Origin of the sequence: Streptomyces sp. 11-1-2, assembly GCF_003595545.1 — a bacterium.
Lineage (GTDB): Bacteria > Actinomycetota > Actinomycetes > Streptomycetales > Streptomycetaceae > Streptomyces > Streptomyces hygroscopicus_B.
In genome coordinates this window covers 1,750,575-1,762,632 of record NZ_CP022545.1, presented here as the reverse complement: position 1 = coordinate 1,762,632, position 12,058 = coordinate 1,750,575, and the positions used below count along the sequence as shown (strand labels likewise).

At 71.3% G+C, this 12,058-nt stretch carries 8 protein-coding genes; 3 read left to right on the top strand and 5 right to left on the bottom strand.

The genetic code is table 11. The annotated features are described in order from the left end of the window. The first annotated feature begins 2 nt into the window (after nucleotides 1-2). The 3 genes from CGL27_RS06915 to dnaK all read left to right on the top strand — a co-directional run bounded on the left by CGL27_RS06915 (nucleotide 3) and on the right by dnaK (nucleotide 4,216). Nucleotides 3-731, top strand: coding sequence for a YoaK family protein (locus CGL27_RS06915; RefSeq protein ID WP_119985301.1), 729 nt, complete (start codon nucleotides 3-5; stop codon nucleotides 729-731). A gap of 85 nt (nucleotides 732-816) precedes the next feature. After that, nucleotides 817-2,220, top strand: coding sequence for a Si-specific NAD(P)(+) transhydrogenase (gene sthA / locus CGL27_RS06910; RefSeq protein ID WP_078638981.1), 1,404 nt, complete (start codon nucleotides 817-819; stop codon nucleotides 2,218-2,220). Between the two features lie 76 nt (nucleotides 2,221-2,296). Next, the gene (dnaK, locus tag CGL27_RS06905; RefSeq protein WP_119985299.1) at nucleotides 2,297-4,216 is read left to right on the top strand and encodes a molecular chaperone DnaK; all 1,920 of its coding nucleotides are present in this window, start codon (nucleotides 2,297-2,299) and stop codon (nucleotides 4,214-4,216) included. A 111-nt stretch (nucleotides 4,217-4,327) separates the two neighbouring features. On the opposite strand, the gene CGL27_RS06900 is transcribed toward dnaK, so the two are convergent. The 5 genes from CGL27_RS06900 to CGL27_RS06880 all read right to left on the bottom strand — a co-directional run bounded on the left by CGL27_RS06900 (nucleotide 4,328) and on the right by CGL27_RS06880 (nucleotide 11,938). Further along, nucleotides 4,328-5,809, bottom strand: a complete 1,482-nt coding sequence (locus tag CGL27_RS06900; protein ID WP_119994272.1) for a branched-chain amino acid ABC transporter substrate-binding protein — start codon at nucleotides 5,807-5,809, stop codon at nucleotides 4,328-4,330. Nucleotides 5,810-5,814: 5 nt separating this feature from the next. Then, nucleotides 5,815-7,692, bottom strand: a complete 1,878-nt coding sequence (locus tag CGL27_RS06895) for a hypothetical protein (protein WP_240450952.1) — start codon at nucleotides 7,690-7,692, stop codon at nucleotides 5,815-5,817. Nucleotides 7,693-7,942: 250 nt separating this feature from the next. Further along, on the bottom strand, nucleotides 7,943-9,115 hold the full coding sequence (locus CGL27_RS06890) for an anhydro-N-acetylmuramic acid kinase (protein WP_119985294.1): 1,173 nt from the start codon (nucleotides 9,113-9,115) through the stop codon (nucleotides 7,943-7,945). Then, entirely contained in the window at nucleotides 9,106-10,503 is a 1,398-nt protein-coding gene (locus CGL27_RS06885) for an MFS transporter (protein ID WP_119985292.1), read from the bottom strand. Before CGL27_RS06885 ends, CGL27_RS06890 begins: the two co-directional genes overlap by 10 nt. A gap of 178 nt (nucleotides 10,504-10,681) precedes the next feature. Next, the gene (locus CGL27_RS06880) at nucleotides 10,682-11,938 is read right to left on the bottom strand and encodes a cellulase-like family protein (protein WP_119985290.1); all 1,257 of its coding nucleotides are present in this window, start codon (nucleotides 11,936-11,938) and stop codon (nucleotides 10,682-10,684) included. Between the last annotated feature and the right edge of the window lie 120 nt (nucleotides 11,939-12,058).

The following is a 12,058-nucleotide window of genomic DNA, read 5'->3' as shown; positions in this document are numbered from 1 at the left end:
CGATGGCCGATGAGAGCGACACCGACCCCCCGCCGAAGCGACGGCGCCCGGGCCGGGCCGCCGCTTCCGGGGGAGTGGCGGCCGCCGTCGCGCTGACCGTGGCGACCGGGGCGATGGACGCGATCAGCTTTCTGGCGCTGGGCGGGGTCTTCACCAGCGTCATGACCGCCAACCTCTCCCTGCTCGGCATGTCGACCGCCTTCCTGGACGCGACGCTGGCCCGGGACACCGCGGTCGCCATAGCCGGATACATCGTGGGTGCGCTGCTCAGCGGCCGGATCGTCCGCGGCCCCCGGCCCGCCTGGCGCGCCCGCTGCGCGCTCACGGTGGAACTGCTCGCGCTCGGCGGGCTCTGGGCGGTGTGGGCCGCCGCCGGAGGCCACCCCTCCGGCGGTCGGCAGCTGGGGCTGCTCGCGGTGGCCGCGCTCGCGATGGGCGGGCAGAGCGGTCTGGTGCGGGCCGTCGGGCCGCCCGGCTTCTCCACCACCTATCTCACCGGCGTCCTGACCGGGCTGCTGGTCGACGTGGCACGCAGCGGCACCGTGGGGAGGCTCAGCATGGCGCTGCTGGGAGCCCTTTTGGTGGGCGCCGCGGCCGGAGGGCTGCTGGTGGCGCATGCCGCGCGGGCCGCGCCCGCCCTGCCGACCGGGCTGGTCGCCCTCGTTCTGCTGGCCTCCGTGACCTCGCTGGCCCGGGACGCGCACGGCCGTCTGTGGCCCCACGCCGAGTAGGGCGCCCCAAGTCTGGTGACGCCCGGGGCGGTTGACCGGCGATTCGCTCTTCCAGCGGGGCGTCATCCGATGCCAGACTCGGTCCGTGACCGACTTTGACATGCTTGTGATTGGGTCCGGACCGGGCGGCCAGAAAGCTGCCATCGCAGCCGCCAAACTCGGTCGCCGGGTGGCCGTCGTCGACCGGAAGGAGATGGTGGGCGGGGTCTCCCTCCACACCGGAACCGTTCCGTCGAAGACCCTGCGCGAGGCGGTGCTCTATCTCACCGGACTGACCCAGCGGGATCTGTACGGCCAGAGCTACCGGCTCAAGGACGACATCACCATCGCCGACCTGACGGCCCGGACCCAGCATGTGGTCGGCCGTGAGATGGACGTCGTCCGCAACCAGCTGTCCCGCAACCGGGTCGCGCTGTTCCCGGGCACCGGGCGGTTCGTGGACGACCACACCGTCGCCGTCACGGACGCGGCCGGTCAGGAACAGCTGCTGACCGCGCGGCATATCGTGATCGCCACCGGCACCCGCCCGGCCCGCCCCGCGAGCGTGGAGTTCGACGAGCAGACGATCATGGACTCCGACAGCGTCCTCAACATGGAGCGGGTGCCGCGCTCCATGGTCATCGTGGGCGCCGGGGTGATCGGCATCGAGTACGCCTCCATGTTCGCCGCCCTGGGCAGCAAGGTCACCGTGGTCGAGCAGCGCGAGGGGATGCTGGACTTCTGCGACGTCGAGATCGTCGAGGCGCTGAAGTACCGGCTGCGCGACCTGGCCGTCACCTTCCGCTTCGGCGAGACCGTGGCGGCCGTCGAGCGCCATGCGCGGGGCGCCCTGGCCGTCCTGGAGAGCGGGAAGAAGATCCCCGCCGACGCGGTGATGTACTCCGCCGGGCGCCAGGGGCTCACCGACGGGCTGGACCTCGACAAGGCGGGGCTCACCGCCGACCGGCGGGGCCGGATAGCGGTGGACGAGCACTACCGCACCGCCGTACCGCACATCTACGCCGTCGGCGATGTGATCGGCTTCCCGGCCCTGGCCGCGACCTCCATGGAACAGGGGCGCAGCGCGGCGTACCACGCCTGCGAGGAGCCGGTGAACCCGATACACCATCTGCAGCCGATCGGGATCTACAGCATCCCGGAGATCAGCTTCATCGGCCGCACCGAGGACCAGCTCACGGACGAGAAGGTGCCCTTCGAGGTCGGGGTGTCGCGCTATCGCGAGCTGGCCCGGGGCCAGATCGTCGGCGATGCGCACGGCATGCTGAAACTGCTGGTCTCCCCCGAGGACCGGCGGCTGCTCGGGGTGCACTGCTTCGGCACCGGCGCCACCGAGCTGATCCATATCGGCCAGGCCGTGATGGGCTGCGGCGGCACCGTCGACTATCTGGTGGACGCGGTGTTCAACTATCCGACCTTCGCCGAGTCCTACAAGGTCGCCGCGCTCGACGCCACGAACAAGATGCGCGAGGTCGACCACCTGCGGGACTGAGCCCCGGCCCGCCTCCCCGCCCGCCTCGAATGTCCCTTTTTGGGATACTGGGAGGCAGATCGGGAGGAGGGTTCAGATGACCCGCGCAGTCGGTATTGACCTGGGTACGACGAACTCGGTCGTATCCGTCCTGGAGGGCGGCGAGCCGACCGTCATCACCAACACCGAGGGGACCCGGACCACCCCCTCGGTGGTGGCCTTCGCCAAGAACGGCGAAGTGCTGGTGGGCGAGGTCGCCAAGCGCCAGGCGGTGACGAACGTGGAGCGCACCGCGCGATCGGTCAAGCGCCACGTGGGCGAGGACCGGTGGCGGTTCCCGGCCACGGGCGACGTCGACGGCAAGCGCTACACCGCGCAGGAGATCTCCGCGCGGGTGCTGCAGAAGCTCAAGCGCGACGCCGAGGGGTATCTCGGCGAGGACGTCACGGACGCCGTGATCACCGTCCCCGCGTACTTCAACGACTCCCAGCGCACCGCCACCAAGGAGGCGGGCGAGATCGCCGGGCTGACGGTGCTGCGGATCATCAACGAGCCGACGGCCGCCGCCCTGGCGTACGGGCTGGACAAGGAGAACGACCAGACCATCCTGGTCTTCGACCTCGGCGGCGGCACCTTCGACGTCTCGCTGCTGGAGATCGGCGAGGGGGTGGTGGAGGTCAAGGCCACCAACGGCGACACCCACCTCGGCGGCGACGACTGGGACCAGCGGATCGTGGACCATCTGGTCACCCGCTTCAAAGGCGGCTACGGCGTCGATCTGGCCAACGACAAGATGGCGGTCCAGCGGCTGCGCGAGGCGTCCGAGAAGGCCAAGATCGAGCTCTCCGCGGCCAGCGAGACCACGATCAACCTGCCGTACATCACCGCGTCCGACGCGGGCCCGCTGCATCTGGACGAGAAGCTCACCCGCTCCCAGTTCCAGCAGCTGACCGAGGACCTCCTGGAGCGCTGCAAGGCCCCCTTCCACCAGGCGATCAAGGACGCCGGGATCAAGACCTCCGATATCGACCATGTGATCCTGGTCGGCGGCTCCACCCGGATGCCCGCCGTGACCGGCCTGGTCAAGGAGCTGACCGGTAAGGAGCCGCACAAGGGCGTCAACCCCGACGAGGTCGTGGCGATCGGCGCCTCCCTGCAGGCCGGTGTCCTCAAGGGTGAGGTCAAGGACGTCCTGCTGCTGGATGTCACCCCGCTGTCCCTCGGCATCGAGACCAAGGGCGGCATCATGACCAAGCTGATCGAGCGGAACACCACGATCCCGACCAAGCGCTCGGAGGTCTTCACCACGGCTGAGGACAACCAGCCGTCGGTGCAGATCCAGGTCTTCCAGGGCGAGCGCGAGATGGCCGCGTACAACAAGAAGCTCGGGATGTTCGAGCTGACCGGTCTTCCGCCGGCCCCGCGCGGGGTGCCGCAGATCGAGGTCGCCTTCGACATCGACGCCAACGGCATCATGCACGTCTCCGCCAAGGACCTCGGCACCGGCCGGGAGCAGCGGATGACCGTCACCGGCGGCTCCGCGCTGCCGAAGGACGACATCGACCGCATGATGCGGGAGGCCGAGAGCTACGCGGAGGAGGACCACAAGCGCCGCGAGGCCGCCGAGACCCGCAACCAGGCCGAGGCGCTCGTCTACCAGACCGAGAAGCTGCTGCGGGACCAGGCCGACAAGGTGCCGCAGGACGTCCGGCAGGAGGCCGAGTCGGCGGTCGCGGAGCTGAAGGGGACGCTCGAGGGCGAGGACACCAACGCGATCCGCGAGGCCACCGAGCGGACCGCCGCCGTCGGGCAGCGGATCGGCACCGCCATCTACGCCCAGGCCCAGCAGTCCGCTCCGTCCGACGGCGGAGCGAGCGGCTCGGCGCCCGGCTCCTCCGGTGACGGCGGGGGCCAGGCCCACGGGCCCGACGAGGAGGTCGTGGACGCGGAGATCGTCGACGACGAGAAGACCGGGGACGGGACGGCCGGGGGCGAGCGGCCCCAGGGCGGCGGCTGACCGTTACCGCTTTCTGGGGCCCGGCCTCACTGCGGCCTGAGCGTCACTGCTTCCTGGCCGTCACCGCCCCCTGACCGTCACTGCTTCCTGGCCGTCACCGCCCCCCGACCGTCACTGCTTCCTGGGCGGCTCGCCCCGTGGCGCCGAGACCTCCACCAGCTCCGAGCGTCCCTTGGCGTTGAGGTGCAGGATGGGAATGGCCTTGTTGCGCGGATTGCCGTTGTTCTGGAACGAGATGAAACCGCTCGCCCCCGCCACCTGCTGACGCCCGTCCATCTGGTGGAACATCCGAGCCACCGCGTCCCCCGACACCTCGCCCTGCCAGCCCGCCGCCATCTGGATGCCATGGGCGGCGGCGAGCACCGCGTCATGCCCCATGATGGCCTGGCCGTCGTAGCGCGGATCGCCCGGGAACCACTTGTCCAGCGATCCGCCCGGCTGGAAGTGGCGGGCCGATGGGCCGGAGACATGGAGGGGGTCCTGCTGCCACATGTCGGGGTGCGCCAGGCCCGTGTAGAGCACCCGCACCCCGCTTTCTGCGGCGTGCGCGAGCTCCTTGGCGGTGAGATTGGAGGTGTCGTCACCGGTGATGACGGTGAACTTCCGCTCCTGGCAGGGCCGGTTGGCGAGCGAGTCCAGGAACCGGGTGAGGTGTTTGCCGCGGCCCGCGAAGTAGACCACCTCCGGCTTCTGGTCGCACAGCTGCCCCGGCATATAGCGCAGCTCGTTCTCCCAGGCGCTGCGCACCGAGGAGTCATAGGTCATCCGGTCCGCCACCAGCCGATGGCCCTTGGTGTCCTGGAAGACCTCGGTGAAGGCGTCACCCAGCGTCTTGGCGTAGTAGTTGCTCCGCGCGGCGTCCTGGACGACCACCGCCGTACGGACCTTCTGCTTCTTCAGATAGGCGGAGGCGGCGTACGCCTCGTCCACATTGGTCGGCGAGACCCGGACGAACCCCTTTATGCCCTCTATGTTGGTGGCCGTCATGGTGCTGGCCACCAGGGCGAGCCCGCGGTCCGACAGCCGCCTCAGCGCGCTCAGGCTCCGCTCGGTGCTGGGGCCGAGCCCGGTGACCGCGACCAGCTTGTCGCGGTCGGGGGCCATCCGGCCGATCAGCTCGTCGACGGTGTGCTCCCAGTGGGCCGCGTTGCTCCCCACATTGGCGATCAGCAGCTTGATCTTGGGGGAGGAGGAGAGATCGCCGAGGTTGTGCCGGTACTGCGCCAGATACGCGCCCTCGAGCTCATGGCGGACCGACTCCTCGGAGTTGCTGTCGTCGTCGGTCAGGGTGAAGGAGGTCATATAGGCGACGCTGACGTACGGCTCCTTGCCCGCGTTCTCCTCCACCCGGCGGTTCTCCGCCTTGATCTTCTTCTCCACGGACTTCAGATGGTCCGCGAAGACATAGGAGCCGTCGGTGACACCGACGCACTCGTGGTCGTCGCCCTTCTTGACGACGCCCTCGCCGCACCGCGCCCCCTTCTCCTCGATCCAGTTCACGGTGAGGGGGACCGCCACGGCGAGCAGCGCGACGGCGATCACGCCGATCACCACCCGGCGCACGATGTGCAGCGGCCATTCCAGTCTCGGCACCGGTCTCACCCCTCGCTCGTGGACGTCAGCGGATGGCGCCAGTGGCGGTACCGCTCCGCCTCGTTGAACAGGGCCACGATGTCGTTCCTCCGCAGTCGTGAGAGCTGGTTGAACCCGTCGGCGATCATGTCGTTGAGCCGCATTCCGGGGTCGGCCAGCGGATCGCTCCACACCCAGCGCACCGTGATCAGCTCCCGGATCACCGAGGCGGTGGTGACCGCCTCCGGGGGCTCCTCCGGGGCGAGGCCGGCGAGCAGCTCCAGCGGCCCGCCGCCCTGGCCCAGCCGGTTGGGCGCGGCCGTGATCGTGTTGAACTCGCTGATCCACTGCGCCGCGGGCACCGCCGGGAAGCGCGCCACCAGATACCCGGTCACCTCGTCGATCCGCTCCGCCGCCAGCCGGTGGTACATCTCCTGGACGGTGCGGCCCTCGGACCTGAAGTGCTCGGCCAGCAGCTCGTGCACCGCGTCCCAGTCGTCCGGACGCGCGGCCAGCCGCCACAGCAGCAGCCGCCGCGGCCAGGGGTGGAGGGCCGGGGTCACGGTGCCCGGGCTGTGCAGCAGCCAGCGACCGCGGACCTCGCCGAACAGCGCGTCGCCCGAGCCCAGCAGCCGGGTGCCGATGGACAGATCGCGCGCCGCGGCGCACTCCTCCAGCGCCGCCCGCTGCATGGGGTCGAAACCGCGCAGCAGATGGTCCAGGGCGGCCTCCACCAGCGTCCGGGTGTCCTCGCCCTCCCGTGGCGTACGGTCCGGCAGGGTGCGCAGCCAGCGGTCCTGCTCGGCGCCGTCCTCGGTGGGCACGGTCGAATGCCGGAACAGCTCAAGGACCTGGCTGACCGCCCGGGGGAGCCCCGCGGTCAGCCGGTGGATGAAGGGCGCGAGCCGGGTGAACGGCGCGAGGTCGGGGTGGTGGCGCAGCTCCAGCTCGACCCGGATGCGCACCTCGTCCAGATTGAGATCGCGCAGCCGCAGCGGATACCACCAGGTGTCATCGCTGTCCCGGCCCGGCCGGTGCTCCGTCCAGTCGGTGAGGGAGGCCCGGTCCGGGCCGCGCAGCCGCCAGGGCCACTGATCGCCGGTGGCCGGGCCCCAGCGGGGCAGCCACCGGTTGGAGCTGGCCACGACGGTGAGCGGATCGCAGTCGGTGCCCGCCACCACGGCGTCGTCATGGCGGGTCCGGATCAGCAGATCGAGGAAGCGACGGCCGTACTCCGTATGGGAGTTGTCGAGCAGCAGCAGATAGGAGCGGGGCATGAACGAGTGGCGCACATTGCCGCGCATGTCCGCCAGCAGGGCCGAGAACAACACCCGGTCCAGCCGCTCCTGATCGTCCTCGTCCCCGTCATGGCGCCACAGGTTGAGCTCGACCAGCGCCTCCCACGGATCCCGGCTCTGCAGCAGCGGATGGCCGCCGTACCAGGCGGCGCTGCTGGTGAACTTGCGGCCCGGCAGCCGCCTCCGGCCGCGCCGCAGCGCGTCCCGCAGCAGCGCGAGCGCCGCCGTGGAGGCGCCGTCGGGGGCGCCCACGGCGCCTCCGGCCACCTCGAAGAAGGCGGCGAGATAATCGCCGTAGCGCGCCTCCGCCCGCTCCTGGAACGCGTCCAGCTCCCGCCGGATGTTGCGCCGCCCCTCCGCCAGGCTCGTCATCCGCAACTGGTGGTCCGAGGCGAGCAGACCGAGAGTGAGCCGCGGGAAGTGGGAGCGGCGGTAGCGCGGAAGCTTGCGCTCGAGCTGGCGGGCGATCAGCGCCAGCGCGTACCGCGGCAGCAGCGACTGCTCACCGCCGAGATTGATATACGCGAACGGTGTCTCGGGCCCGAACTTCTCCATCAGCGCGCCGTGGGCCTCGCTGGCCCCACTGCCGCGCGGCCCCAGCAGCATGATCACCGGCCGCTCGTCCGTGGGACCCAGCCTGAGACATTCTCCGACCAGACTGATGATCCCGCTGCGGCCTCTTAAGCCCACACCCATTCCGGATTCCGCCACGTGCCCCCGTCCCCCCGTCGGCCCCCCGTCGGCAACTCGTGGGGTCTTTACCCACGTTCGCCCCTTCTATAGCCGACCGTTCCCAACGTACCCCGGGTAGGGCCGATGCCGACATCCCCTTTACCGGTCATGCGCCGCCGCCCGCTCAGCGGCGGAAGATCTCCAGCCGGGTGGGCGCCGGCCGGCCCGGTGCGGGCAGGGTGAGGCCGCGGCGCCCCGGGGTGATCGACCCCAGCACGCTGGAATGGCGGGCGCCGGTGCAGCTCGGCGCCGTACCGGCCAGTCCATGGGCGGTCAGAAAGGCGAGGACGGCGAAGGCGTACGCCTCCTTCGCCGCGGCCGGAAGGCCGAGTTCATCGGAGGTCCGCAGCGCGATGGTGCCCAGCGCCCGGCGCAACGCCCCCATCAGGGTGGGGTTGCGGGTGCCGCCGCCCGAGGCGATCACCTCGGTGGCGTGCACCGACCGCACCGCGTCAACGACGGTACGGGCCGTCAGCTCGGTGACGGTGGCGACCACGTCATCGTCCGGCACCGGGCCCGCGGCGGCCAGAGCCGCCCGCAGATAGGAGCCGTGGAACAGCTCCTTGCCGGTCGTCTTGGGCGCGGGCAGCGCATAGTACGGCTCGGCCAGCAGCCGCTCCAGCAGGGGCTCGTGGACGGTGCCGCGCGCCGCCATGGCGCCGTCCGCGTCATGGTCCAGCCGGCCGCCCGTCAGATCACCCACCGCCGCGTCGATGAGCGCGTTCGCCGGGCCGGTGTCGAAGGCCAGCGGATCGCCGGCGCTGGACACCACCGTGATGTTGGCGATCCCGCCCAGGTTCAGGGCGGCGCACACACCGGGCCGCCCGCGCAGCCACAGGGCGTCCACCAGGCTGACCAGGGGAGCGCCCTGGCCGCCCGCGGCCACGTCACGGGTGCGCAGATCGGAGACGACCGGGCAGCCGGTGGCCTCGGCGATCCAGGCGGGCTGGCCGAGCTGCAGCGTCCCGTGCACCCGCCCGCCCTCGGCCCAGTGGTACACCGTCTGGCCATGGGAGCCGATGAGGTCCGCACGCCCCTCGCACAGCTCCCGGTCGGCGCGGGCCGCGAGCGAGGCGAACGCCTGGCCGATGCGGGTGTCGAGCGCGCACACCTCCTTCATGGTGGTGGCCGCCGGGGGCAGCGCGGCGCTCAGCGCCGACCGCAGCGCCTCCGGATACGCCTCGCCGACCAGCCCCAGCGGCGCCAGCACCACGGTGTCGCCGTCGAGCACCAGATCGGCTGCCGCGGCGTCGACCGCGTCATGGGACGTGCCCGACATCAGGCCGATCACGCGCATGGTGTCTCCTCCTCGGTCTCGGCCGCCTTCCCCGCCCGCGCCACCTCGGGCAGCGCGCCGCGGTGGTCCTCCCCGCGCAGGGTGAACAGCGCGAGCACGCTGATGGCGCAGGTCACCGTCACGTAGTAGGCCGGGATGTCGACCTCGCCGGTGTGCTTGATCACCTCGGTGATGATGAGCCCCGCGCATCCGGAGAACACCGCGTTGGACAGCGCGTACGCCAGCCCGAGGCCCGTGTAGCGGACCCGGGTCGGGAACATCTCGGCGAGCATGGCCGGACCCGGCCCCGCCATCAGGCCCACCACCGCGCCCGCGACGAAGACCGCCGCTCCCTGGACCCACGCCGAACTGCCCGGCTCCTGCAACACATTGAGCAGCGGGAATGCCAGCACCGCCACCAGCGCGGCCCCGGTCAGCATCACCGGCCGCCGCCCGATCCGGTCGCTGAGCAGGCCCGCCGGGAGGATGGAGAGCGCGAAGCCCGCGTTGGCCACCACGGTGGCGACCAGCGCCTGCTGGAAGGTGGCGTTCAAGGTGGCCTGGAGATACGAGGGCATGACGACCAGGAAGGTGTAACCGGCCGCCGCCCAGCCCATGATGCGCGCGGCCCCCATGACGATGGCCCCGGCCATCTCACGCGGGTCCGCCACCCGCTCCGGTGGGGCGGACGGTGCCCCGGGGCCCGGCGCGGTGCCGGTCTCCCCGTCCGCCGCCGCGCGGAAGAACGGGGTCTCCTCCAGCCTCAGCCGCAGCCACAGGGCGACCAGCCCGATCGGCAGGGTCGCCAGGAACGGCAACCGCCACCCCCAGTCGCCCAGCGACTCCTCGCTCATCACCGTGGCCAGCAGCGCCGCCACACCGGCCCCGGCAAGCAGCCCCAGCGCCACGGTGAACGACTGCCACGCCCCGTAGAGCCCGCGCCGGCCCGGTGGCGCGAACTCCGTCATGATCGACACCGCACCGCCGAACTCCCCGCCCGCGGACAGCCCCTGGAGGATCCGCAACAGGGTGAGCAGCCAGGGCGCGGCCGCGCCCAGCGTGTCGTAGGTGGGCAGCACCCCGATGAGCGTCGTGGCGCCGGTCATCAGCAGCAGCACCAGGATCAGCGTGGGCCGGCGGCCGATCCGGTCGCCGATCCTGCCGAAGACGGCGGCGCCGATGGGGCGGAAGAAGAACGCGATCCCGAAGGAGGCATAGGTCTTGACCAAGCCCTCGAGTTCGTTGCCGCCGTGCGGGGTGAAGAAGTTCGCCGCGATGATCGTCGCGAAGAAGCCGTAGACACCGAATTCGTACCACTCGATGAAATTGCCGACCGAACCGGCCACCAGCGCACGGCGCGGGGCCCGCCCGGCGGCACGCTCTCTGGGATCCGCTGGGGACGTCGTCACATTCGGGCCCTTTCGCCGTCACCGCCAAGGGGAACGTGATGTGCGTACCCGTTGGGGGCGGCGGCTACCGGTGCGAGCGCGGCTCCAGCGGCGCGCGAGGTCCTGGCGGAACGCCTGCCCTCATGGCGTGCGTCATCACGTGCGTCATCGTCACCGGAGCGGCCGACGGCCGGGCGCATCAGCCGCGCAGCACCGCGTTGCACTCCCGCTGCAGCGCGATGTCCTGCCACATCGGGTGCTGGGGCGCCGCGTTGGAGCACACCACCGCGCCCCACGCCCCCACCCGCGCCGACTCCTCGACGGCGCGGCGGCAGAACGCGGCCCCCACCGGGCCCTCCTCGAAGGTCCCGTGCAGCGGGGTGTAGCCGATCCAGCCCTCGCCGAAGACCAGCGGGACCCCGCTCCCGGCCGCCCAGTCCGCGGCCGCCTCGATCCAGGTGGTCAGCCGCTGCTCCATCGCCAGACGGTGCATGGCATAGCGGTCGTACAGCCAGGCGTCCCAGCGGTCGGGGTCGCACCAGTCGTGGACGTAGATCTCCCGGGGGCCGACCGTGGTGGCCTCCAGCCGCCAGCGATCGCCGGGCGGAGGAGTCCAGTCGGCCAGATCGGGGGCGCCGGGTCGCAGCAGCTCCCGGCGGACCGGCTCCTGGGCGAAGGGGCGGCCCCGGTCGCGTATGGCGAAGGTGGCCAGGAGCTCGTCCAGCACCCCGTAGACGTAGGGGTGGAAGACCGCCACATCCACCTCGCGGGGGACCCCGCGCAGCGAACCGACGGGCACCTTGGCGTAGTTGACCGTGACGGGCCGGTTGGGGTGGCGCTCCTTGAAGCGGGCGATGCCCCGCTCCAGCCGCGGGCGCAGGGCGACGACCTTGTCCTGGCCCTCCAGCCCCTCGGTGAGCCGGCTGCCCTGGACCTCGTTGTGCAGCTCGGTGAAGGCGATCCGGTCGTCCAGGCCGTGGATCACCAGGAAGTCGATCAGATCGGCCAGCGCGTCCGCGAGCGCCTCGGGGCGCCGCTCGGGATCGACGGCCATCAGCGCGTCGAACCAGGCGCGGTCCTCGCCGAACGACGGGCTCTGCTGGTACTCCCAGCTCGAGAGGATGACGAAGCAGTCATGGCGCAGGGCCGCCTCGAACAGCTCGCGCAGCCAGGCCCGTCCGTCGATCTCGCCCCCGCCGCCCACGTCGTACCAGCGCATCCGCTGCCCGTACGCGCCGCCCAGGCCCGACGGCCGCAGCTTGCCCGTGTCGAGCCGGGAGCCGAAGAGCAGGAACGGCATGGCGCAGATGCGCACGGTGTTGTAGCCGCGCGTCACGGCCTCCTCGAAGGCGCGGTCGAGGTCGGCGAAGGGCTCGCCCGGGCCGGTGCGGGTGTACCAGCTGAAGTCCCACAGCGAGATGGTCAGTTTGTCCGGCAGATGCGGCGACAGCGTCACAGGGGGCTCCCCGCGGTCGGCGGCTCGGCGATGAGAGACCGGTTCATCGTCCGGGGGTGCCAAACGGGCTGTCAAGATGTATTCATAAATAATGGCCAGCGCTGGCGCGGTGGGATTTCC